This window comes from Herbidospora yilanensis (genome assembly GCF_001570565.1).
GTDB lineage: Bacteria > Actinomycetota > Actinomycetes > Streptosporangiales > Streptosporangiaceae > Herbidospora > Herbidospora yilanensis.
On sequence record NZ_BBXE01000030.1, the window covers coordinates 74,006 to 97,324 of the forward strand.

Annotated in this window: 18 protein-coding genes; 14 read left to right on the forward strand and 4 right to left on the reverse strand. The window is 71.3% G+C overall.

Annotation, left to right across the window (positions count from 1 at the left end; all coding sequences use genetic code 11):
* Complete coding sequence (locus AW273_RS24095; protein WP_062352242.1) at window positions 1-864, forward strand: carbohydrate ABC transporter permease; 864 nt, start codon at window positions 1-3, stop codon at window positions 862-864.
* On the opposite strand, the gene AW273_RS24100 is transcribed toward AW273_RS24095, so the two are convergent.
* Complete coding sequence (locus AW273_RS24100; RefSeq protein ID WP_062352244.1) at window positions 834-1,991, reverse strand: Gfo/Idh/MocA family protein; 1,158 nt, start codon at window positions 1,989-1,991, stop codon at window positions 834-836. The two genes, AW273_RS24095 and AW273_RS24100, sit on opposite strands and share 31 nt — an antisense overlap.
* Before the next feature lie 10 nt (window positions 1,992-2,001).
* Window positions 2,002-3,333, reverse strand: coding sequence for a hypothetical protein (locus AW273_RS24105; protein WP_062352247.1), 1,332 nt, complete (start codon window positions 3,331-3,333; stop codon window positions 2,002-2,004).
* Between the two features lie 135 nt (window positions 3,334-3,468).
* Between AW273_RS24105 and AW273_RS24110 the strand changes: the two genes are divergently transcribed.
* From AW273_RS24110 to AW273_RS24160, 11 genes are all read left to right on the forward strand, one after another.
* Entirely contained in the window at window positions 3,469-4,821 is a 1,353-nt protein-coding gene (locus AW273_RS24110; protein WP_062352252.1) for an ABC transporter substrate-binding protein, read from the forward strand.
* A 152-nt stretch (window positions 4,822-4,973) separates the two neighbouring features.
* On the forward strand, window positions 4,974-6,458 hold the full coding sequence (locus AW273_RS24115) for a glycoside hydrolase family 36 protein (protein WP_062352255.1): 1,485 nt from the start codon (window positions 4,974-4,976) through the stop codon (window positions 6,456-6,458).
* 51 nt (window positions 6,459-6,509) lie between these two features.
* Window positions 6,510-7,658 carry an ROK family transcriptional regulator gene (locus AW273_RS24120; RefSeq protein WP_062352437.1) on the forward strand — a complete coding sequence of 383 codons (1,149 nt, stop codon included), beginning with the start codon at window positions 6,510-6,512 and terminating at the stop codon, window positions 7,656-7,658.
* 397 nt (window positions 7,659-8,055) lie between these two features.
* Complete coding sequence (locus AW273_RS24125) at window positions 8,056-9,990, forward strand: Xaa-Pro dipeptidyl-peptidase (RefSeq protein ID WP_083949997.1); 1,935 nt, start codon at window positions 8,056-8,058, stop codon at window positions 9,988-9,990.
* A gap of 165 nt (window positions 9,991-10,155) precedes the next feature.
* The gene (locus AW273_RS35830; protein WP_198168325.1) at window positions 10,156-13,134 is read left to right on the forward strand and encodes a lamin tail domain-containing protein; all 2,979 of its coding nucleotides are present in this window, start codon (window positions 10,156-10,158) and stop codon (window positions 13,132-13,134) included.
* A 148-nt stretch (window positions 13,135-13,282) separates the two neighbouring features.
* A complete protein-coding gene (locus AW273_RS24135; protein ID WP_198168326.1) occupies window positions 13,283-13,834 on the forward strand; it encodes a sigma-70 family RNA polymerase sigma factor in 552 nt (183 codons plus the stop codon).
* On the forward strand, window positions 13,818-14,870 hold the full coding sequence (locus tag AW273_RS24140) for a hypothetical protein (RefSeq protein WP_062352258.1): 1,053 nt from the start codon (window positions 13,818-13,820) through the stop codon (window positions 14,868-14,870). Before AW273_RS24135 ends, AW273_RS24140 begins: the two co-directional genes overlap by 17 nt.
* On the forward strand, window positions 14,867-15,760 hold the full coding sequence (locus AW273_RS24145) for an ABC transporter ATP-binding protein (protein WP_062352261.1): 894 nt from the start codon (window positions 14,867-14,869) through the stop codon (window positions 15,758-15,760). The genes AW273_RS24140 and AW273_RS24145 overlap by 4 nt, the downstream gene beginning before the upstream one ends.
* Window positions 15,757-16,611, forward strand: coding sequence for an ABC transporter permease (locus AW273_RS24150; RefSeq protein WP_062352264.1), 855 nt, complete (start codon window positions 15,757-15,759; stop codon window positions 16,609-16,611). The genes AW273_RS24145 and AW273_RS24150 overlap by 4 nt, the downstream gene beginning before the upstream one ends.
* A gap of 119 nt (window positions 16,612-16,730) precedes the next feature.
* The gene (locus AW273_RS24155) at window positions 16,731-18,947 is read left to right on the forward strand and encodes a glycoside hydrolase domain-containing protein (RefSeq protein ID WP_269750261.1); all 2,217 of its coding nucleotides are present in this window, start codon (window positions 16,731-16,733) and stop codon (window positions 18,945-18,947) included.
* The gene (locus AW273_RS24160) at window positions 18,944-20,215 is read left to right on the forward strand and encodes a glycosyltransferase (RefSeq protein ID WP_062352269.1); all 1,272 of its coding nucleotides are present in this window, start codon (window positions 18,944-18,946) and stop codon (window positions 20,213-20,215) included. Before AW273_RS24155 ends, AW273_RS24160 begins: the two co-directional genes overlap by 4 nt.
* Before the next feature lie 47 nt (window positions 20,216-20,262).
* Here the strand turns inward: AW273_RS24160 and AW273_RS24165 are convergent, their stop codons facing one another.
* The gene (locus AW273_RS24165) at window positions 20,263-21,414 is read right to left on the reverse strand and encodes a sensor histidine kinase (RefSeq protein ID WP_062352272.1); all 1,152 of its coding nucleotides are present in this window, start codon (window positions 21,412-21,414) and stop codon (window positions 20,263-20,265) included.
* Window positions 21,415-21,567: 153 nt separating this feature from the next.
* Between AW273_RS24165 and AW273_RS24170 the strand changes: the two genes are divergently transcribed.
* Together AW273_RS24170 and AW273_RS24175 are read left to right on the forward strand one after the other, a co-directional pair.
* The gene (locus tag AW273_RS24170; RefSeq protein WP_157556084.1) at window positions 21,568-21,942 is read left to right on the forward strand and encodes a hypothetical protein; all 375 of its coding nucleotides are present in this window, start codon (window positions 21,568-21,570) and stop codon (window positions 21,940-21,942) included.
* Window positions 21,939-22,487: a hypothetical protein gene (locus AW273_RS24175; protein ID WP_062352277.1), complete on the forward strand. Its 549-nt coding sequence runs from the start codon at window positions 21,939-21,941 to the stop codon at window positions 22,485-22,487. The genes AW273_RS24170 and AW273_RS24175 overlap by 4 nt, the downstream gene beginning before the upstream one ends.
* Window positions 22,488-22,727: 240 nt before the next feature.
* Here the strand turns inward: AW273_RS24175 and AW273_RS24180 are convergent, their stop codons facing one another.
* Entirely contained in the window at window positions 22,728-23,189 is a 462-nt protein-coding gene (locus AW273_RS24180; RefSeq protein WP_198168332.1) for an NUDIX domain-containing protein, read from the reverse strand.
* Between the last annotated feature and the right edge of the window lie 130 nt (window positions 23,190-23,319).

Here is a 23,319-nt window from a genome sequence, read left to right on the forward strand (position 1 = left end):
ATGCTGAAGCGCGCCTCCTGGCTCGCCCTGGTCGCGGCGCTCGTCGTGACCGTCTTCCCCTTCTACTGGATGATCCGGACGGCGCTCACCCCGGCCGCCGATCTGTTCCGCGACTCGACCGCGTTGTGGCCGTCGAACCCGACCCTGATCAACTTCACCCGCGTGCTGGGACTGGTCTCCCCCGAGGAGGCCAGGGCGGCGGGCGGGTCGGGCGCCGAGATCGACTTCCTGCTCTACACGGCGAACTCGCTCCTCTACAGCGGCCTGATCGCGGTCGTGCAGACGCTCTGCTGCGCGATGGCCGGCTACGCCTTCGCGCGGCTCCGGTTCCCGGGGCGCGACCTGGTGTTCGGCGTCATCGTCGCGGCGCTGATGGTGCCGCCGATCTTCACGCTGCTGCCCAACTTCGTGCTGGTCAAGCAGCTCGACCTGGTCAACACCCTCCCCGGGCTGGTGCTGCCGAGCCTGCTCATGACGCCGTTCGCGGTGTTCTTCCTGCGGCAGTTCTTCCTGTCGATCCCCCGCGACGTCGAGGAGGCCGCGACGCTGGAGGGCATCGGCCGGTGGGGCATGTTCTGGCGGATCGTGGTGCCGATGAGCCGGGGGCCGCTCATCACGATCGGGCTGACCACGATCGTGTGGAGCTGGAAGGACTACCTCTGGCCGCTGCTCGTCGGCAAGGCCGAGGAGACCCGCGTGCTCACCGTCGGCCTCGGGGTGTTCCTCCAGCAGTCGCCGAACCGGGCGCCCGACTGGACCGGACTCATGGCGGGGTCGGTGTTGTCGGTCGTCCCGGTCCTGCTGCTGCTCGTCTTCCTCGGCCGGCGGCTGGTTCAGTCGCTCAACTTCTCCGGCATGAAGTAGCGCAGCGTCGCGGCGTCGAGGGGCGGCACGTCGAACGGCGTGCCGCCCTCGCGCAGCGACAGGGTGGCGAGGTAGCCGGCCGCGACGCTCATCCGGGCCGCCACCGGTGAGGTGTCGGTGGGCCCGCCGTGGCGGGCGAACCGGAGGAACTCCTCGACGATCGCCTCGTCCGCGCCGCCGTGGCCGCCCTCGGCCCCGGGCACCGTGTACGTCGCGTCCGGGTCGCGGTAGGCCGACTGCCCGCTGTTCCAGACCCGCACGACCGAGCCGGGCCCGTCGCCGAAGTTCTCCAGGCGGCCGCGGGTGCCGATGACGGTGTAGTTGCGCCAGTAGTCGGGGCTGAAGTGGCACTGCTGGTAGGCGGCGATGACGCCGTTGTCGAGGCGCATGTTCATGACCGACACGTCCTCGACGTCGATCAGGTGGTGCAGGCCGGTGGAGGACTCCGGCGGCCAGGGCCAGTCGCGCAGCCAGCCCTCGGCCGGGGGCGTGCCCGGCGGGCGGCGGTCGAGGGCTCCGTACACCATGAGATCGCCGAAGGCGCTGACCCGTTCGGTGTAGCCGCCGGCCAGCCAGTGGATCACGTCGATGTCGTGGGCGGCCTTCTGCAGGAGCAGGCCCGTGGTGCGGCGGCGGTCGGCGTGCCAGTCCTTGAAGTAGTACTCGCCGCCGCGCCCGACGAAGTGCCGCACCCAGATCGTCTTCGGCACGCCGATCTCCCCGCGCGCGATGACGTCGCGCATCAGCCGGACCACGCCCATGTGCCGCATGTTGTGGCCCAGGTAGAGACGGGTTCCCGTCTCGGCCGCCGTGCGGAGCACCTCGTCGCAGTCGCCGATCGTGATGGCGAGCGGCTTCTCCAGGTAGACGGTCTTGCCGGCGCGCAGCGCGGCGACGGCGATCTCGGCGTGGGTGTCGTCGGGGGTGGCGATGAGGACCGCGTCGACGTCGCTCGCCAGCAGGTCGCGGTAGTCGGTGAAGGTCTCGTCCGCGGGGAGCCGGGTCAGGGCGGCCGGGTCGGTGTCGCACACGGCGGTGATCCGGCACCCCCGGCCCGGGCGGTGGGCGGTCGCGGCGAGGGTGGATCGTTGTCCGGCGCCGATCACGCCCAGGCGGAGGTCATGCATGTCGCGTCCTTCAGTGCGTTCGGCCGAGGGTGAGCCACCCGGTCAGTGTGGTGTCCTGTCCGGCGTTGGCGAAGCGTAGTGGCACGCCGTTCCTGAGCGGGTTGGCGGCCCGCATGACCAGCGTGTACTCACCCTTCTTCAGGCCGTGGAGCCGGGTGCTCAGCTCGACCGGGGCGCCGGGCGGCACGCCGGTCAGCTTCCAGGGCGTGGTCCACGTCCGGGCGATCCGGCCGTTCCTGACGGCGGCCACCTCGACCGGCCAGTCGTAGGCGAACGGGGCGACGCCGTCGTTCTGGATCTGTACGGCCACCTCCGAGCCCCCGATCCGCACATTGGCGACCCGCAACGAGTAGCCGAGCGACCTGGCGGCGGCCAGCGCGGCGTCGTAGGCGGCGCCCGTGTATCCCGGGCTGAAGGCGTAGTGGTTGAGCAGCCACGTCGCGTGGGTCTGCGCGACGCTGCCCGCGAAGTCGCCCGCGCAGCCGCCGGAGAACAGGCAGCCCTGCAGCTCGGGCCGCAGTTCCCCGGCGACCGTGTTGGTCTTCCACTTGTCGGCCGTCCCGGCCTGGTTCATCAGGTCCATGAAGTGCCAGCCCGGACCGGGCAGCGTCGAGAAGGCGAACGAGTCGTCGTGGTAGCCCATGTCGAGGGCCGCGTTGTCGGCGCCCGGATAGCGCACCATCAGCCGCGTCTCGTCGAAGGCCGCGTCGTAGGCGCGCAGCACCCGCTGCTGGAGCGCCGGGGAGGCGAACCAGTTCTCCGTGCCCGGGTCGCCGTTGTGCGGCCAGGTGTGCCACTCGCCCCAGAAGCCCAGCAGGCCGAGCTGGACGAAGCCGATCCGGGGGTCGCCGTCGTAGCGGCGGCCGAGCGCGGCGATGAAGGTGTCGAGCGCGGCGACCAGATCAGGGTCGTCGTAGTCGGGGGACACGCTCAGGCCGTCGTTGCCGAAGTCGTCGTACGGCCGGGTGACCAGCCCCTGGTCGAGCAGGAACCGCGGGATGCCGCTCGGCTTGGCCGGATAGTCGAGGTAGAAGCGGAACGCGGTCTGGTGTCCCCGGGCCGCGATGGCGTCGAGCCCTTCGTCGAGGGCCCGCCAGTCGAACCGGCGGGGACCGGTCATGACCGCGTTGAGCGGCAGATAGAACCACTCCATCGAGTGCGGGAACGTCGTGTGGGCGTCGGCGTACGGGATGAAGCCCTTCAGGGGGTTGGCGGCGGGTTCCGGTCCGGCGGCGAGTGGCCGCCATCCGGGGTGCGCCTGGGCCGGTGTGACCACCGGTGTGACCAGCAGGACTGCCGTGATCAGGGCGGCCAAGAGCATCCGGGCAGGTCGGGGGACCATCGGGCCTCCAGCGAGTGACTTATGAGTCAGCCTTGACAAATTTTCGATGAGCCACATCATTATTCGGGAGAGCCACCAAGGCAAGAGGGAACTTTTCTGGCCCCTCGGCCGCATCCCCCAGGAAGAGGTACCTCGATGATCGACAGGAAGCGGGTCGGCGCGGCCCTGCTGTGCGGGTTACTGGCGCTCACCGGCTGCGGCGGCGCGGGCGAGGAGCCGGGGAGCGGTGGCGGCCAGGTCACCCTCGACTACTGGCTCTGGGACGACAACCAGCAGGCCGGCTACCAGGCCTGCGCCGACGCCTTCGCCGCCGCCAACCCCGGCATCACCGTCAAGATCACCCAGACGGCCTGGGCGCAGTACTGGCAGAACCTGACCACCCAGCTCGCCGCCGGCGACGCCCCCGACGTCTGGACCAACCAGGTCTCCTACTACCCGCAGTTCGTCACCAGCCGGCAGATCCTCGACATCCAGCCCTACGTTGACGCCGACAAGGTCGACCTGAGCCAGTACCAGGACGGCCTGGCCGACCTGTGGACCAAGGACGGCAAACGTTACGGCCTGCCCAAGGACTGGGACACCGAGGCGGTCGTCTACAACGGCGACCTGCTCGCCAAGGCCGGCGTCGACCCCGCCGAACTGGCGAACCTCACGTGGAACCCCCAGGACGGCGGCACATTCGAGCAGGTCATCGCCAAGCTCACCGTCGACTCCAAGGGGCGTGACGGCCTCGACCCCGCCTTCGACAAGGACGACGTCGCCGTCTACGGCTACCTGCCCGAGTGGAACGACGGCTCCCAGGGCCAGAACGGCTGGGGCGAGCTCGCCGCCGCCAACGGGTTCGTCTACCTCGACAAGAACCCGTGGGGCACCCGGTACAAGTACGACGACCCCAAGCTGATCGAGACCATCGCCTGGTACAAGGCGCTGACCGACAAGGGCTTCGCGCCCAAGTTCGACAAGCAGTCGACGCTCGGCATCGACGCCGTGATGAACTCCGGCAAGGCCGCGCTGACCATCGCCGGCTCCTGGACCATCAACACCTACCTCGGCGAGGGCGCGCAGCAGAAGTTCGCGCTCGCCCCGCTCCCCGTCGGCCCGTCGGGCACCCGCAAGAGCGCCATCAACGGACTGTCCGACGCGATCTGGGCCGGCACCGAGAACAAGGACGCCGCCTGGAAGTGGGTGAAGTACCTCGGCTCGGCGGACTGCCAGAACCTGGTCGGCGACAACGCCGTGGTCTTCCCCGCCATCAGGAGCGCCACCGAACGCGCGCTGGCCGCCCACCGGGCCAAGGGCCGCGACGTGCAGGTCTACGTCGACTACACCAAGACCCCCGGCGGCACCTTCCTGCTGCCGATCACCGACCACGGCACCGAGATCAGCCAGATCGTGCAGGACGCCCTGCAGTCGGTGATCCTCGGCCAGATCAGCCCCGCCGACGCGCTCACGAAGGCCAACCAGCAGGTCAACGCCCTGTTCGTCTGATCGGTTCGTCTGATCGGTCCGGCTGACAGCCGCCGCCGTGTCACCTGCCCGGCCGGACTCGTGCCCTGCCGGGCCCCGTCTCGAAGGCAGATTCCGAGTGCGGGACGCGGCCGGCCTCCGGCCGGCGCGTCCCGCTTCCAGTGAGGAGAGCCATGCCCCAACTCGTCGACCTGGCGGGCCACGTCTTCGCGGTCAACCTGACCGGTTCGATGCCCGTCGAGCCCGTGCCCGGCGGGCTGGTCCTGCCGCCGGGCCGGGTGGCGGTCCTGCACGGCCTCGCCGACGCCCTGTTCTACCGGCACGGCCAGAACTCGTGGAGCCCCTGCGGCTGGCGCCGCCTCAGCGAGCCCCCGCTGCGGATCGCCAACCCCGAACGCCGCCTGACCGCCGACGACACCGTCTGGGACGACCCGGCCCGCCACCACTCCTCGGCCGTGGCCGCCCTCCAGGGGCCCGACGGGAACGTGCTCCTGCTGGGCTCGCTCGGACTGGGCACCCCCCGGCTGGCCGCCGACCACGACACCCTCGCCGGGTGGTGCGAGGAGGACGGCGCGCCGTGGTTCCTGGCGTACGGGCCAGAGAGGGAGGTCTTCGCCTCCTACACCCGGGAGCTGGCCGGGCGGCTGGGCGGCAGCGACCGGCGGGCGGGGAACGTCTGGTGCACCTGGTACGCCTACTACGAGGGCATCACCGAGGAGCAGCTCGGCAAGGACATCGCCGGGCTGGCCGGGCTGCCCTACGACGTCGTGCAGGTCGACGACGGGTGGCAGCGCGTCGTGGGGGACTGGGAGCCCAACGACAAGTTCCCCTCGGGCATGGCCGCGCTGGCCGGGCGGATCAGCGCGGCGGGGATGCGGCCGGGGTTGTGGCTGGCGCCCTTCATCGTGCTGCCCGGGGCCGAGCCGGACCCCGGCTTCCTGCTGCGCGACGCCGCGGGGAACCCGGTCGAGGCAGGGCACAACTGGGGGGCCGCCTACTGGGCGCTCGACCTCACCCATCCCGGTGTCCAGGAGCACCTGCGGGCCCTGATCCACCGGGTGGTGCACGAGTGGGGCTTCACCTATCTCAAGCTCGACTTCATCAACGCGGGCGCGGTCCCCGGGGTCCGGCACTCGGGGGCGGCGCGGGAGCGGGCCTACCGCGACGGGCTGCGGCTGATCCGGGAGGCGGCCGGGCCGGACGTCTACCTGCTCGGCAGCGGTGGCCTGCTGCTGCCCTCGCTCGGCCTCGTCGACGGCATGCGCAGCGGCCCCGACGTCGCCCCCATGTGGGCCAACTACGCCACCGACGACCCTTCCGACGCGATGGCCTACAACGCCGTCGTGAACACCCTCCACCGCCTGTGGCACGCGCCGCTGCTCCAGGTCGACCCCGACGTCGTCTACTTCCGCAGCCGCCTGAACCTGCTGACCGACACCCAGATGGCGTGGTTGCAGGACCTCGCCGCGATCTGCGGCTTCCGCGCGGTCTCCGACCCGCCCTCGTGGCTCAACCCCGCCGAGCTGGAACGCCTCCGCGCCTATCTGACCGACCGGCCGGAGATCGTCCAGACCGGCCGCTACCGGTTCACCGTCGACGGCCGCGAGGTCGACTTCACCGGCGCGCTGAGCCCCGGCCAGCAGTACCCGATCTCGTGAGGCGACCGGTAGAATTACGCTTTCTCAAAGCATAATTAGGGGGCAGTGGTGGTGGACGCGGCCGGAGCCGATGTCAGCAGGCTCCGCGAGCTCAACTCGCTCAGCATCGTCCGGGCGATGCGGGGCCAGCCACCCGCCACCGTCACCGAACTGGCGGGCCGCACCGGCCTGTCGCGTCCGGGCACCGACGTCGTCGTGCGCGGCCTGGTGACCGACGGATGGGTGAAGGTGGTCGAGCCCGACGGCAGCACCGTCGGCCGCCCGGCCCGCCGCTACCGCTTCAACGCCGACGCCGGGCACGTCTTCGGGGTCGACATCGGCGCGCACAAGATACTCGTGCTGCTGTCGAACCTCGAAGGGGAGGTGCTGCGCAGCCGCCGCCTGCCGGTTGACCCCGACGCCGGGCCGTCCGAGCGGCTCGCGGCCGTCGACGCCGCCCTCACCGACTGCCTGACCGAGGCCGGGCTGGAGCCCGACCAGATCTGGGCGATCACGGTGGGGGTGACGGGCCCGGTCGACGCGTCGGGCCGGACCTCCCTGTTCACCCCGCTGCCCGGCTGGGCGAGCGTCTCCCCGGCCGACCACCTGGCGGCCCGGTTCGGCTGCCCGATCTCGGTCGAGAACGACTGCAAGCTGGCCGCCGTGGCCGAACGCTGGCAGGGCGCCGCGCAGGACGCCGACGACATCGTCTACCTGCAGGCGGGCATGCGCATCGGCGCCGGCCTCATCATCGACGGCACCCTGCGGCGGGGCTTCGGGGGCGCGGCCGGCGAGATCGGCGCGCTGAAGACGCTCCGCTGGTTGTCGGCCCCCTCCCGCCTGGAGAACTGCCCCGGCATGCCCGCCGACGTCCACCCGAACGACAAGGCGGCCTGGGTCTTCGAACGCGCCCGCGAAGGCGACCGCGAGGCCCGGACCGCGCTGCGCCGCTACGTGAAGGACCTCGCGGTCGGCGCGGCGGCGCTGGTGCTGACGCTCGACCCGCAGGTCGTGGTGCTCGGCGGCGGCTACTCGCGGTCGGCCGACCTGATCATCGACCCGCTCCTGCACGAACTGGAACGGTTGTGCCTGCGTGTCCCCGAGGTGAGGGCGTCGAACCTGGGCGCCGACAGCGTGGCGCTCGGGGCGCTGCGCATCGCGCTCGACCAGATCGACGCCCAGCTCTTCGCCGACGGAATGCCCGCGCCCCTCGGACGGTGACTCATGTGGTGAGCCGGCGGTGTGATTCGCCGTCGCCCGGCCCGGCACCGGCCTGCTCATCGGCGCCGGGCCGAGCTTGCCGGCCGTCGGCAGACCATGGTGGTAGAGGCGAAACGCTCGTCCGCACAGCTCGATGCGCCCTTGAACGTCGAGGTTGAGCGGGTCTCTCAGGTCCAATTCGCGCGGGCGTGTATTGACGCTGGTGAAGAGGAAGCTGCCTGGCATGGGAACGATACGGACAAAGGTCTTCAGCTTGATTCGGATGGGTCGGCTGGGGAATCGGAGTGCCATGTCACACATCCAGTACGAGGTGATGTCAAAGCCGTAACCTGATCTTGTCTGTTATGAGGGTTTTCAAAGAGATTTGGGGTAATTCCCCTGTCTCTGGAGGCTCTTCGTGCCACCGTTGCGAGCCGCCCTCGTCGCCGTCGGACTGGTCGTGGCCATCGCCACCCCCGTCCAGGCGAGTGCCGCCCCCGCCATTTCCGTGGAGAACGGGCGCACCCAGCCCGCCTTCTCCTACGCCGACGCCATCCGCGAATCGGTCCTCGTCGAGTCGACCGTCGACAGCGACTCGGACGGGGTGCTCGACCGCGTGCGGGTCGACATCATCCGTCCCAAGGAGTCGGGCCCCGGCCTCAAGGTCGCCTCGATCATCGACGAGAGCCCCTACTACGACAACTCCGGCCGCGGCAACGAGGCGGAGCGCAAGGTCTACGACGCGAACGGGAACATCGTGAAGTTCCCGCTCTGGTACGACAACTACTTCGTGCCGCGCGGCTACGCCTTCCTCGCCGTCGACATGATCGGCACCACCAAGTCGACCGGCTGCCCCGACGTCGGCGGCAAGGCCGACATCCTGGGCGGCAAGGCCGTCATCGACTGGCTGAACGGCCGCGCCACCGCCACGAAGCTCGACGGCGTCACCCCGGCCGTCGCCGACTGGAGCACCGGCAAGGCCGGCATGATCGGCAAGTCCTACGACGGCACGCTGGCCAACGGCGTCGCCGCGACCGGTGTCGAGGGCCTGGAGACCATCGTCCCGATCTCGGCGATCAGCTCCTGGTACAAGTACCAGCGCATGAACGGCGTGATCTACAACTTCAACTACCAGTCGTACCTGGCCAACGTCGTCGACACCGACCCGGACGCCAAGTGCGCCGCGGTGCGCGCCTACGCCGACGCCAACGACGGCGACGACACCGGCAACTACAACGCCTACTGGGCCGAGCGCGACTACATCGCGGGCAGCCTCGCCGACGTCTCCAAGGTCAAGGCCTCGGTCTTCGTCGTGCACACCGTCAACGACCTGAACGTCAAGCCGGACAACTTCTCCGTCTGGTGGGACGCGCTGGCCAAGAACGGCGTGCCGCGCAAGATCTGGGTCGGCCAGACCCAGCACGTCGACCCGTTCGACTTCGAGGGCCAGCGCGACCGCTGGGTCGACACCCTGCACGCCTGGTTCGACTACTGGCTCGTCGGCGTCAGCAACGACGTCATGAAGCAGCCGCGCGCCGACGTGCAGACCGGCCGGACCGACTGGATCAAGCTGCGCGACTGGCCCGAGCCCGCCGCCCAGAACCACCTGTTCCGCCCCGCCGCCGACGGCACCCTCGGCCTGGTCCAGGCGCAGAACGGCGAGACCGCGACCTTCACCGACGTCCGCCAGTCGGAGAACACCATGGTCGCCAACATCACCACCCCGGCCGCCGGCCGCGTCGCCTTCACCACCAGCGAGTTGTCCAAGGACATCCGGATGTCCGGCACGCCCGAGATCAGCCTCCAGGTGAAGCTCGACAAGCCGACCAGCAACCTGACCGCGCTCCTCGTCGACTTCGGCACCGACACCCGCATCAACTGGCGCAGCAACCAGGGCATCAGGAACCTGACCACGCAGAGCTGCTACGGCGAGTCGACCGCCGCCGACGACGGCTGCTACTTCGACGTCGAGACCAACATGACGACCGCCGCCCTGGAGATCGTCGCCCGCGGCTGGATCGACGTGCAGAACCGCGACTCGATCAGCGCCTCGAACCCGCTCGCCGTGGGCTCGTACGGCGAGGTCAAGTGGCTGACCCTGCCGCAGGACTACACCTTCAAGGCCGGGCACCGCATCGGCCTGGTCCTCGCCGGCACCGACTCCACCTACAGCGGCGAACCGGCCACCGGCGCCAAGGTCACCGTGGACCTCCAGCGCAGCCGCGTCCGCATCCCGCTCGTCCTGGCTCCCGGTGAGACCATCACCGAGACCGACGTCCGCGCCCGCCGCGCCGCTCCGTGGGTCGCCCCCGCCGAGCCCGAGTGGCCGGCTCCGGAGTACCGCTTCTGGTAAACCGCACTTTTGGTAAACCGCACCGAACCGGGGACGGCCCGGCGGCTCCGCGCCGCCGGGCCGTTCCTCGTCTCGCCTGCTCGCTCACTGTTCGCCGGACATTCGCCTTCCCGTCAGGAAGGTCCACCAGGCTCTTGGCACGTTCCCCTCGGAAGTGAGCACACATTGCGTAAGAGCTGGCGGCGGACCGTCGCATTAGTCATCCCGTTCCTGACCGCGGTCCCCTTGCCGGTGACCCAGGCGTGGGCGGCCGACCCGGTCCCCTCGATCACGGTGAACGAGGTCGAGTCGAACGGCGGCGTCCCCGGCGACTGGATCGAGCTGACCAACACGGGCGCCACCCCGGTCGACATCGGCGGCTGGAAGATCAAGGACAGCGAGGACGACCACGTCCTCACCGTCCCCGCCGGCACCACGGTCGCCCCGGGCGGCTTCGTCGCGCTGGAGACCGAGCCGGCGTACGGCCTCGGCGGCGGCGACTCCGTGCGGGTGTTCCTGGCCGACGGCGTCACCCTGGTCGACACCTACACCTGGGCCGCGCACGCGCCCATCACCTGGGGCCGCTGCCCCGACGGCACCGGCGCGTTCGCCGCGACGGTCGCCCCGACCAAGGGCGCGGCCAACGACTGCGGCACCCCCTCGGCGTTCGTGAAGATCAACGAGATCGAGTCCAACGGCGGCACCCCGGGCGACTGGGTCGAGCTCGTCAACGTCGGCCCGATCCCGGTGAACATCGGCGGCTGGCTCGTCAAGGACAACGACGACACGCACGTGCTCACCGTCCCGGCCGGCACCACCATCGCCCCGGGCGCGTTCCTGGCGATCGACACCGAGGTGGCCTACGGCCTCGGCGGCGCCGACTCGGTGCGCGTCTTCCTGCCCGACGGCACCACGCTCGTCGACTCCCACACCTGGACCGCCCACGCCGCGGTCACCTACGCCCGCTGCCCCAACGGCACCGGCGTGTTCACCGACAGCACGGCGGCGACCAAGGGCGCCGCCAACACCTGCGGCACGCCGGCCTCCACGGTCAAGCTCAACGAGGTCGAGTCGAACGGCGGCACCCCGGGCGACTGGGTCGAGCTGGCCAACACCGGCGCCGCGCCGGTCGACGTGTCGGGCTGGATCGTCAAGGACAACGACGACACCCACATCCACACGATCCCGGCGGGCAGCACGATCGCCCCGGGCGGCTTCCTGCCCGTGGACGTCGAGCTCTCCTACGGCCTGGGCGCCGCCGACTCCGCGCGGCTCTACTCGGCCGACGGCCTGACCCTCCTCGACTCCCACACCTGGACCGCGCACGCCACCGCCACCTACGGCCGCTGCCCCGACGGCACCGGCGTGTTCACCGACACCACCGCCGCCACCAAGGGCGCGGCCAACGCGTGCGGCCCCACCACGCCGACCGGCACCCCGTGGCCCGGCGGCGTCGACGTCGCGACGGCCGACGCCGCGGGCGTGCTCGGCGGCAACATGAGCGGCCTGTACTACCAGCCCTCCGGCGACGCCGGTCCCGGCTCGTTGTGGGCGGTCAAGAACGGGCCCGGCACCCTCTACCGGCTGGAGAAGAAGGGCGCGGTCTGGACGCCCGCCGAGACCCACCCGCTGAAGTTCCCGACCGGCCTCGGCGACCCCGACGCCGAGGGCGTCACGGTGACCCCGGCCGGGGTGTTCGTCTCGACCGAGCGGGACAACGGCGTCAGCGGCGTCAGCCGCCCCGCCGTCCTCCGGTTCGACCCGGCCGGCGGGGACACCACCCTGACCGCCACCAAGGAGTGGGTGCTCACCGCCGACCTCCCCGTGGTCGGCGCCAACGCCGGGCTCGAGGCCATCACGTGGGTGCCCGACTCCTACCTGACCGCCGAGGGCTTCGTCGACGAGCGCACCGGGGCGGCGTACCGGCCGGGTGACTATCCGAACCACGGCGACGGGCTGTTCCTCGTCGGCGTCGAGGGCACCGGCGGCGTGTACGCCTACGCCCTCGACCAGAACGGGGCCGCGTTCACGCGGGTCGCCACCGTCGCCAGCGGCTTCCCCGGCGTCATGGAGCTCTCCTACGACCCCGAACTCCAGAAGCTCTGGGTCGTCTGCGACGACACCTGCCAGGGCCGCACCGCGCTGTTCGACGTGAACGCCACCGGGAGGTTCGCCGCCACGGTCGTGTACGACCGCCCGTCCGGCATGCCGAACCTCAACAACGAGGGCTTCACCCCGGCCGCGCGCGCCGAGTGCGCCGCCGGCCGCAAGCCGGTCTTCTGGACCGACGACGGCAACACCGGCGGCCACGCGCTGCGCACCGGCACGATCGACTGCACCGCCCTCGACCTGGACGCCGACGACGACGGCATCGACGACGGGATCGACCCGAAGAAGGACGACCCCGCCAACGAGACCTTCTCCGACGGCCGCACCTCGGGCCGGATCCTCGCCCGCGAGGGCCGTGCCGTGACCGTCTCGGACACCGCCGCCCCGGCCGGCGTCCTGGTCACCGTCGGCGCGGGCGACCAGCCGGCGCAGGTGCGGCTCACCGGCGTGTTCGGCTCGGTCGCGCTGACCGAGGGCGCCTACCGGATCACCGGCACCGGCAAGACCTACACGGTCTCCACCCTGACCGGCGAGTCCGTTGTGAAGGTGACCGTCAACGGCACCCCCGTCACGCTGACCGCCGGCGCGGGCGGCTCGGTCACCCTGACCGAGGTTCCCGGCAACGGCACCGTCGCCGGGATCGCCGGCATCGAGCACACCGGTGACGTCACTCTCAGGGCGTCCGGCCTCCCGGCCGGGACCTGCGGCGACATCGTGGTCCGCAACGTCGTCGTGGCCACCGCCGGCGCGGCGTCGGTGTCCGGCACGAGCGCCAACGACCTGATCATCGGCCGCTCGGCCGACGACGTCATCACCGGCAACGGCGGCGACGACTGCGTCGTCGGCCAGGGCGGCGCCGACACGATCACCACCGCCGACGGCGACGACCGCGTCGACGCCGGCAACGGCGACAACGTGGTGAACGCGGGCGGCGGCGACGACTGGATCCAGGGCGGCAACGACGCCGACACCGTCGACTGCGGCGCGGGCGCCGACGTGGCGCGTCCGCTGCGCGGCGCGAACGTCAACGTCGAGGGCCGCTGCGAGACCTTCTGACCGGTTCCCCCCCACGAGCCCGTGGCCCCCTTCGCGGGGGTCGCGGGCTCAGCCGTTCGCGGCGATGACGGGAACTCTTGCGTGGGAGACGTTCCAGGGAACCGCTTGTCGCGTGTCACAAGTGAGCTCCGGGCGGTGCTCTACCAATGTGAACGTCGTACAGGAGAACGTGCTGGTCGGGAGGGGCGTCGCCGTGGGGTCCGATCCGCCGGTCCGGGCCGACCTGGAGCAGGTGTTCCGGGCCGCCTACCCGCGCGTCGTCGCGGTGGCCGCCCGCGTGCTCGGGTCGCGCGACGAGGCCGAGGACGTCGCCCAAGAGGTCTTCCTCGCGTTCGGCCGCTCCGCGGTGCCCGCCGGGGAGGCCACCGGCTGGTTGTCGGTCGCCGCCGCGCACACCGCGCTGAACCACCTCCGGTCGGGCCGCAGGAGAAGCGCCCGGGAGGAGAACGCCACCGGCGAGACCGTCGCCCCCGACGTCGCCGACGCCGTCGTCACCAGGGACGAACGCCGCCGTGTGCGCGAGGCCCTCGCGCGGCTGCCGCGCCGCCAGGCCGTCGCCCTGGTCCTGCGGCACAGCGGCCTCAGCTACGCCGAGGTCGCCGCCGCCCTCGACCTCTCTCCCGGCAGCGTCGGCACGATCGTGCGACGGGCCGAGTCCGCTCTGCGCAAGGAGTTGAACCGTCATGCGCCATCCGACTGACGGCACGCTGCGCCGGCTCCTCGACGAGCCGGACGGGGTCGCCGACGCCGACCGCGACCACATCGCCCACTGCCCCGCCTGCCAGGAAGGAGTGAACGTGGCCCGGGACGACGCCGCCTTCGCCGCCACCGTGCTCGGAACCGAGGTCGACGTGGACGTCGACCGGGCCTGGACCCGCTTCTCCACCCGCCCGCCGGTGAAGGAGGCGACCGTCCTGGGCCGCTGGCGCTCCCGCCTGCGCAGTCCCGTCGTCGCCGTCGCCGGAGCGGCCGTCCTGGTCACCGGCGCGGGAGCGGCCGCCGCCGCCGACTGGCTCCAGATCTTCCAGACCGAGCGGGTCGCCCCGGTGACCGCGCCGCAGGCCGAGCTGGCCAAGATCCCCGAACTCGACGAGTTCGGCGACCTCGTCGTCACCGACGAGATCTCGGTACGCCGTGCGCGGGACGTCACCGCCGCCCAGGAGGCCTCGGGCCTGACGCTTCCGGTGGTGGCCGAACTCCCGCGCGGGGTGAGCGGCGCACCCGGCTACTACGTCGTCGGCAAGGCCGGCGGCACGTTCACCTTCTCCGCCGCCACGACCGCGCGGACCGCCGCGAAGGCCGGGGCGACCGCCCCGCCGGTGCCGCCGGGCCTCGACGGCAGCCGGTTCAGGTTGTCGGCCGGGCCGGGCCTGGCGGCGGTGTGGGCCTCGGACCAGGAGATCCCCGCCCTGGTCGTCGCGCGGATCACCGCGCCGTCGGTCCACTCGGCGGGCGTCCCCTTCACCACCGTCCGCGACTACCTGACGTCGCTGACCTTCATCCCCGACGACGTCGCGGCCCAGTTGCGCGGCTTCTCCGGCGAGGGCACGCTGCCGCTGTTCTCCGCGGTCGAGGAGAAACAGACGTCCGTCACCGACGTCGGCGGACGCCCCGCCACGCTCGTCGGGAGCGGCTCCATGGCCGCGGTCGTCTGGGTGGAGAACGGCGTGGTCAACGCGGTCGCCGGCACACTCACCGCCGACGAGGTCCTGACCGTCGCCCGGGAGCTGCGATGAACGCCGTCTGGACCTCCGGCCTGCGCAAACGCTACCGGAAGCGGACCGCCGTCGACGGGGTCTCCTGCTCCGTCGCCCGGGGCGAGGTGCTGGGCCTGCTCGGCCCGAACGGCGCCGGCAAGACCACCGTCATCAAGATGATGCTCGGGCTGGTCCGCCCCGACGCGGGCGAGGTCATGCTCCTCGGCCGGCCGGTCGGCGACCCCCGGGCCCGCGCCAAGGTCGGCTACCTGCCGGAACTCTTCCGCTACCAGCCCTGGCTCAGCGCGAAGGAGGTCCTCGACCTGCACGTCCGGCTCGCCGGGGCCGACGTGCCCGACGGGGAACGCCGCGACACCCTCGGGCTGGTCGGCCTCGCCGACCGGGCCCGCGACCGCGTCGGCGGGTTCTCCAAGGGCATGCAGCAGCGCCTCGGCCTGGCCGTCGCGCTCGTGGCCCGGCCCGAGTTCGTGGTGCTCGACGAGCCGACCAGCGCGCTCGACCCGGTGGGCCGGGCCGACGTGCGCGACATCCTGCTCTCGCTGAAGGAGCGCGGCGTGGCCGTGCTGCTCAACTCCCACCTGATCGGCGAGGTCGAGCGGGTCTGCGACCGCGTGGTCATCCTCGACCGCGGCCGCGTCGCCGCCTCGGGCACCCTCGCCGAACTGCTGGGCGGCCGGGAGTTGCGGCTCCGGCTGGAGAAGGTCACCTCCGAGGCGGAGGAACGCCTGCGGCGAGCCGGGCCGGTGAACCGCGACGGCGACCTGTTCACCGTCGTCGACCTGGACGCCGCCCTGATCCCCGAACTGGTGGCCGACCTGGTCGCGCTCGGCGTGCGGGTCCATTCGGTCGAACCCGGCCGCGTCAGCCTGGAAGACCGGCTGCTCGACATCCTGGGAAGTGAACGATGATCGTGCTCACCTTCGCCGGCCTCACCCTGCGCGAGGCCGCGCGCCGCAAGGTGCTGCGGGCGCTGGCCGTGTTGACGGTCGTGCTGCTCGCCCTGTCGGCGTGGGGCTTCCACACCCTCGTGACCAGGGAGTTCGACGGCGCCCAGCTGACCAGCGGCGAACTGCGGCTGATCGCCTCCCAGCTCCTCAACCTGGTCATGTTCGGCCTCAGCCTGATCGCCGCCCTCGGCACCGCCTTCCTGGCCGGCCCGACCGTCGCCGGCGAGGTCGAGTCGGGCACCGCCCTGGCGATCCTGGCCCGCCCGATCCGGCGCTCGACCGTCCTGGTCGGCAAGTGGCTCGGCCTGGTCGCCTTCGGCGGTGGCTTCGTCGCCCTGGCCGGGCTGGCCCAGTTCGTGATCGTCTACGTCACCACCGGCTACTGGCCCTCCGGCCCGGTCACCGGCCTGGCGCTGCTCGCCTTCCAGACGGCCGTGCTGCTCACCCTGGGCCTGCTGTTCTCCACGCTGATCTCGCCGATGGCCTCGGGCGTGGTCGCCGTCGGCCTGTTCGGCGCGACCTGGATCGCCGGGGTGGTCGGGGGAGTGGGCCGCGGCCTCGGCAACGACAACGTCGCGGCCGTCGGGACGGTCTCCCAGATACTCCTCCCGACCGACGGGTTGTGGCGCAGCGCGATGTACGCGTTCCAGGACCCCGCCGCGCTGCTGGGATTCGGCGGCCCCGCGGTCAGGGGAGGCTTCCCCTTCCTGAGCGACACGCCGCTCACATGGACCTACCTCGCGTGGTCCGTCGTGTGGACCGCCCTGGTGCTGGGCCTCGCCGCCCTGGTGCTCAGACGCCGCGATCTGTGATCCCGCGCAGGTCACAGGGACTTTTTGCGGAGGTGAACGAAGGATTTCACCTCGCCGAAACCTAAGCCCGGTCCGGGTCCGGATAGTGTCTCCCCATTCTCGACAACGTTGATCCCTTCATCGGCACCGCGGCCACCGACCTGCCCCCGGCAGGCGGCCTGGCCGCCACATGGTGGTGGCCGAAACCGCAGGTGGGCAACACCCACCCCGGGGCCACCTCACCCCTCGGCATGGTCTCGGCCTGTGCCTACTCCGGCGCCTACCCGACCGGTTACGGTCGTTACGCCAAGAACACCGAAGGCGTGCCCGAGGAGATGTTCGACCGTCTCCAGGCCAGCGGGTTCACCCACTTCCAGCAGTCGGGCACCGGCGCGATCCGCAAGTACTACAACTACGTGCGGGTCACCCCGATGGTGCAGCCCCTCGACGACCTCGGCCAGTCGTGGTCGCTGGCCGACGAGGAGGCCTCGCCCGGCTACTACGCCGCCACCCTCGACACCGGCATCCGGTGCGAGGTCACGGTCGGCCAGAAGGTGGCCGTCCACCGCTACACCTTCCCGCGGCACAGCAGCGCCCGTGTCGTCGTCGACCTGTCCTGCGGCGGGCTCGCCATCGACCTCGGCCGCACCGTCCCGCTGCGCGCGCAGGTCGAGAACATCGGCCACGGCCAGGTGCAGGGCACCGTCGTCATGGAGGGCGTGCCGCTCTCGGTGTACGTCGACGTCGACGCCCCCGGCTGGCGGCAGATGCTCTGGTACGACCGCCGGCTCATCGACGGCGGCACCCGCCTCGACTTCGACAGCATCCGGCACACCACGCTGCGCCCCTTCGGCATGCTCTACATGGGCCCGACGCGGGCCGGGCAGACGATCGAGGTCCGCATGGGCTTCTCGCTGCGCGGCTGCGACCAGGCCAAACGGAACCTGGAGCGCGAGTGCGGCCTCGGCCAGCCCTCGTTCGACATCGTCAAGCTGCGCACCCGCGCCCGCTGGGGCGACCACCTCGACCGGGTCAAGGTCGACGGCGGCACCCCGGCCCGGCAGACGGTCTACTCCACCGCGCTCTACCACTCGCTGATCAAGCCGTGCATCGTCGACGACGAGAGCCCGTTCTGGCCGAGCAACGGGCCCTACGCCTTCGACGTCTGCACGATGTGGGACATCTACAAGACCCAGCTCCCGCTGCTCATGGCCATCGCCCCCGACCGGGCCTCCGGCCTGCTCGAATCGCTGATCCGGGTGTGCGAGGAAGAGGGCAACTTCCCGATCGGCTACCGCATGGCCCGCGGCGCCGACCGGTTCTTCCGCCAGGGCAGCGCGCTGGCCCACACCGCGCTCGCCGACGCCCACGCCCTCGACCTCGACGGCATCGAGTGGAGCTGGGCGCTCGTCCACATGACCGATGACCTGCGCCGCATGTACGGCGAGGACTTCTTCGAGCACGGCGTCGTCCACCCGATCACCCACACCCTCGACCTGGCCTACGGCCACCACCTGACCGCCCAGCTCGCCCGCGCGCTGAACGACACCCGGCTCGCCGACGACCTGGCCCGCCGCGCCCACGGCTGGGTCAACGCCTTCGACCCCGGCACCGGCCTGCTGCGCGACTCCGAGTTCTACGAGGGCGGCAAGTGGAACTACTCGTTCCGGCTGCTGCACGACATGGCCGCCCGCATCGCGCTCGCGGGCGGCGACGCCGGCTTCATCGGCAAGCTCGACCAGTTCTTCGGCTACGGCGCCGCCCCGGTCAAACAGGCCGGCCGGCGCCCGCAGCAGGCCGAGATGGCCGCCGGATACGCCCTCAACCGCTTCGAGGGCCTCAACAACGAGCCCGACATGGAGGCCCCCTGGGCCTACCACTACGCGGGCCGACCCGACCGCACCGCCGAGGTCGTCCACTCCGCGCTCACGTGGCAGTTCGGAACCGGCCCCGGCGGCCTGCCCGGCAACGACGACTCCGGCGGCCTGAGCTCCTGGTACATCTGGGCCTCGCTCGGGCTCTTCCCGGTGGCCGGGCAGAACCTCTTCCTCGTCAACGCGCCCGCGTTCGAACGGGCCGCGCTGCGGGTAAGAGAAGGCGAGTTCGTCATCGAGACCAGCGGCCTCAAAGAGGCGCCGATCAGCTCCGACGGCGCCGAGCGTGAGCCCCCGGTCCAATACGTCCAGTCGGCCACCCTCAACGGCCGTCCACTGGATGCGGCCCACCTGACTGCCGCGACCGTCCATCGGGGCGGCAGACTGCACCTGCGACTCGGCCCCGAGCCATCGGGATGGGGGCGGGGTGTCCGCCCGCCGTCCCTGTCCGATTCCCCTGCGCTATCGGAGGAGACTCGATGACCCACCCCCGTCGCCGCCTTGTGATCGTGGTCAGGGCCGACCCGGTCATCTGCGGCCATTCCGGCGAGGCCCGCAACCTCGCCGAGGTGGCGCTCACCCGTGGATATGACGACGTCAGGCTGCTGACCTGGCCCATCCCGGCCCTCCAGGCCGCCGGGCTGCCGTTGAAGCCGCTCGACCGGCTGCTGCCGTACAGCCCCGGCATCACCGTCGAACGTCCCGAACCGGTCGGTGACTACCGGGTGCCCGACGGCCGCCACCTGGCCGGCCTGACCGGGCGTCTGGTCGAACTGCTGGCCGAGCCGGTGCCGACGACGTGCCTGTCGATGTACATCGTCCCCCATGCCAACGTCGTGCTCGACGCCGTCAACGCGGCCAGGGCGGCGGGCTTCGATCCCGACGTCCGCACCCTCGTGAAGGCCGTCGGCTCCGACGTCACCAACGTCATCCGCAACTGCCTGCGCGACAACCACTTCGGCGCCGCGACGGCGCTGTTCACCACGTTCCTGGCCAACGACGAGGTCGTGGCGGTCTCCGACTACACCCGCGACGAGATCATCGAGGCGGCGGAGCAGGTCGACGCCCACGTCGGCACCACGTTCGCCGAACAGTGCCGCCGCCGGGTGACGGTCAGCTACCCGCCGATCGACTCCTCGGCGTTCCTCGACCCCGACCCGGCCCTGGTCGACGCCGCCCTCGCGCGCCGCGGCCTGGAACGCGACGGCTACCTGCTGTTCCTGTCCCGGGTCACCCCGGCGAAGGGCATCTTCGACCTGCTGGCCGCCTACCGGCAGGCCCGCAGCCGGGAGAAGGTCAAACTCGTGGTGGCAGGCACGGGCACCGCGCTCGCCCAGGTCCAGGCGATCGCGGCGGCCGACGAACACGTCGTCGTCCTCACCGACGTCGACGACAACGAGAAGCCGCTGCTCATGCGGGGGAGCGCGGCCTACGTGCTGCCGACCAAACCCGAACCCGACTTCGTCGAGACGTTCGGCATCGCCCTGGCCGAGAAGATGCTGGCGGGCGGCGGCCCGATCATCACCACCGACACCGGCGGAACCCTCGAAGCGGTCGGCGACGCGGCGATCATCGTCGACCAGGGCGACGTCACGGGCATCGCGGCGGCGATCGACCGGGTGGTCCTCGACATGAACGGGACCGAACGCCGTGAGATGGAACTCCGGGCCCGCGAGTGGGCCATGCAGTTCGACCGCGCGGCCGTCTTCGACGACCTGTTCCCGGAGACGGCGCTCCGCCAGAGCGCCTGACCGAGATCGACGCCGGCCCGGACGGATCACTTGCCGTCCGGGCCGGTTCACTTCAGCGGCAGCGCCGCCCGCACCCGGAAGCCGCCGTTCACCGCGGGCCCGGCGTCGAGGGAGCCGTGGAACAGCGCGGCCCGCTCGCGCATCCCGATCAGGCCGTGGCCGCCGGGCGTGTGGGGCCCGGCCCGGAAGCCGTCGCGGGGGCCGTCGTCGGTGACGTCGATACGCAGTTCGCCCGGCCCGTGGTCGATCGTGACCGTCACCCGGGTCGGCCCGGCGTGTTTCACGGTGTTGGTCAGCGCCTCCTGGACGATCCGATAGGCCGACAGGTCGAGGCCCGCCGGCAACGGCCGGGGCTCGCCGATCACCTCGACCGTCACGTCGAGCCCGGCCGTGCGTGACTGCTCCACCAGCTCGCCGACGCGGGCCAGGCCCGGCTGCGGCAGACGGCTGTCGGTGGCCGGGCCGCGCAGCAGGTGGAGCATACGCTGGAGCTCCTCGACCGCGCCCCGGCCGGTCGCCTCGATCTGGCTCAGCGCCTCGCGCTCCCGGCCCAGGTCGGCGGGGAGCCGGCGGCGCAGGCCGCCCGCCTGCATCGTCATCATGCTGACGCTGCTGGCGACGATGTCGTGCAGCTCGCGGGCCAGCCGGGCCTGCTCCTCGGCGACCGCCTCCCGCACCAGTTGCTCACTGCGCGCCACCACGGCGTCGGTGCGCTCGTCGGCGCGGCGGGCCAGCACCTGGTAGCGGCGGACGCCGACCCCGGCGCCGCCCGCGATGGCCGACATGCCCGCCGCGATGGCGTACTCGGCGAACTCGGCCCCGCCGTAGGTCAGGCCCATGGTGGCCACGAAGACGACCGTGGCCACCACCCCGAACAGGGCCCGCGTGCTGCGCAGCCGCGCCTGGCTGAGCACCGTGAACAGGAAGACCAGCTCGGTCAGCCACTGCCAGGCGGCGGCGTCCTCCAGGGTGAACACGAAGAGCGCGCTCGACGCGACGGTGTAGACGGTCATCGTCCAGACGGGGGCGACGCGGCGGAACAGCACCAGGACCGCGGTGGCGATCCCCCCGGCCACCCACAACGCCGGGACCGGCCGCTCCGACAGGTCGGTTCCGCCGGTCACTTCCTCGATGACGGCGAACAGCCCGACCGCCACGGCCGCCAGGCTGTCGGCCGCGCTCAGCCGGGTACCACGCACGGGATGAGCGTAGTGCGACTTGTGCCGACATCGATCAGGCGAGGAGCCGGTCGAGCGTCGTCGATCTCGTCCCGACCAATTAAGCGTATACAGAGGACAGGGAGGCCATGCCGCTGGTCTACTAGACGTATGCAGATGAGAACAATGCGCTTCATGAGCGCAGACAAGTGGACGGAGACCCTGACCCACCTCGCGGAGGCCATCCGCACGTCGGAGATCCCCGGCGACCTGGGGATCACCCAGGTCACGCTGGAGCCCATGGTGGACTCCGAGGGCGACGACGGCCTGTGGGCCCACATCGTCATGGACGGCGCCGACGAGAACGGCTGGTCCGCCGAGTTGTGCAACGCCCTGCACCGGAACTGCAACCGGCTGGCCGCCGAACACGACCTCGACCACTACGTCTACACCCGGGTCTACAGTCCGCAGGACTGGTCCGAGAAGGATCTCGTCGAGGACGACGACGCGGAGGGAGCAGCGTTCACCGAACACCTCGGTCGGCTGCTGTCCGGGACGGAGGACGCGTGAAGCACGTGTTCAAGGCGGAGGAGTACCTGCACCTCGCCGACCTGATCGCGGGCCGAGCCGCCGGGCCGGGCCGTCCCCGGACCGCGCACCTGCGCCGGGCGACCTCGACGGCGTATTACGCGGTGTTCCACGAACTCGTCGGCCAGGGCGCGCGCCGGGTCGCCGGGACGGGTCAGGAGGATCACCGGCACACCATCAGCCGGTGGTACGCCCACGGCAACTTCCGGCAGACCGCCCGATGGGTGGAGGCGATCACGACGAAGAAGAGTGTGCCCGAGGGGGTGCGGCGACTACTCGGTCCCAACGACCACGTCGACCCCGACCTCGCCGCACTCTCCGAATCGTTCAGCGAACTCCAGCAGGCCCGGCACGCCGCGGACTACGACCCCGAGTACAACGCCATCCGGGCCGACACTCTGGGGCACGTGACCAGGGCGAAGACGGCGGTCGAGGCGATCCGGCGGATGGACAGGGGGAAGGTCCAGGCGTTCGACATGTTCCTGCTGCTGTCGCTCGGCGGAGAGCGGATGGTCCGGAACTCCTGACCACGCTCGACTGAACGTGATCCGGTTCGTCGCTGTCCGATAGCGGGAAAGAAAGCCACCCGCAGGATCAGACAGCCGACGAACCCCGGCCATCACCAGGGCACCCGCAAATCTCGCGTCTCTGGGCGTCGACGTGCCCATCGGTCGTGACCTCGACGAAGGTCATTGTCTCGTCGAGGCGTCCGACGGCCGGCTTCCGCGCCGCCGCCGTTCGGCGTCAGCGCGGAAGGTCAACCGGCGTTACCGACTTCCGGCGGAGGCCGCGGCGACCAGAACACGGTGGCCCGGCATCAGTTCGCCGGGCAGGGCCTCGGCGGGGAACCAGCCCGCTTCGAGGATCTCGGTCGGGTCGAGCGCCAGGGTCCCGCCGAGCAGTTCGCCCTCGTAGGCGATCTCGACCCGCAGCCGGAACCCGCTCTCGACCCGCACCAGCCGGTTGACCCGGGCCTTGAGCCCGGTCTCCTCCATGACCTCCCGGACGACGGTTTCCTCGAAGGTCTCGCCGCGTTTGGCGTAACCCGTCGGAAGACCCCACTGGCGACCCTCGGGCCAGAAACGGTGTTTCAGCAGCAGGACCCGGCCGTCGTCGTCACGGATGACGCCCACCACCCCGACCATGAACGTCGCCTGCGACAACCAGAGCAGGCGCCACTGCACCGCGCCCCCGATCGCCCGCCAGACGGTCGCCGCCAGACTTCTCAAGGCTGCCATCGTTCCGTTCTACACCACCACGACACCGCGCCCGGGAAGGCCACCTTCCGGTGAGTTCGTCGCCGTGAACGGCGACCAGGGGAGACGCTCGCACGGCTGGCCGGGATGTGCTCGACGGGAA

Bases quoted from the DNA above. Each gene is read 5' to 3' on its own strand.
- AW273_RS24145 (WP_062352261.1), top strand. From the start codon at position 14,867: ATGAACGCCGTCTGGACCTCCGGCCTGCGCAAACGCTACCGGAAGCGG.
- AW273_RS24095 (WP_062352242.1), top strand. From the start codon at position 1: ATGCTGAAGCGCGCCTCCTGGCTCGCCCTGGTCGCGGCGCTCGTCGTG.
- AW273_RS24115 (WP_062352255.1), top strand. From the start codon at position 4,974: ATGCCCCAACTCGTCGACCTGGCGGGCCACGTCTTCGCGGTCAACCTG.
- AW273_RS24150 (WP_062352264.1), top strand. From the start codon at position 15,757: ATGATCGTGCTCACCTTCGCCGGCCTCACCCTGCGCGAGGCCGCGCGC.
- AW273_RS24100 (WP_062352244.1), bottom strand. From the start codon at position 1,991: ATGCATGACCTCCGCCTGGGCGTGATCGGCGCCGGACAACGATCCACC.
- AW273_RS24110 (WP_062352252.1), top strand. From the start codon at position 3,469: ATGATCGACAGGAAGCGGGTCGGCGCGGCCCTGCTGTGCGGGTTACTG.
- AW273_RS24105 (WP_062352247.1), bottom strand. From the start codon at position 3,333: ATGGTCCCCCGACCTGCCCGGATGCTCTTGGCCGCCCTGATCACGGCA.
- AW273_RS24160 (WP_062352269.1), top strand. From the start codon at position 18,944: ATGACCCACCCCCGTCGCCGCCTTGTGATCGTGGTCAGGGCCGACCCG.
- AW273_RS24140 (WP_062352258.1), top strand. From the start codon at position 13,818: ATGCGCCATCCGACTGACGGCACGCTGCGCCGGCTCCTCGACGAGCCG.
- AW273_RS24170 (WP_157556084.1), top strand. From the start codon at position 21,568: ATGAGCGCAGACAAGTGGACGGAGACCCTGACCCACCTCGCGGAGGCC.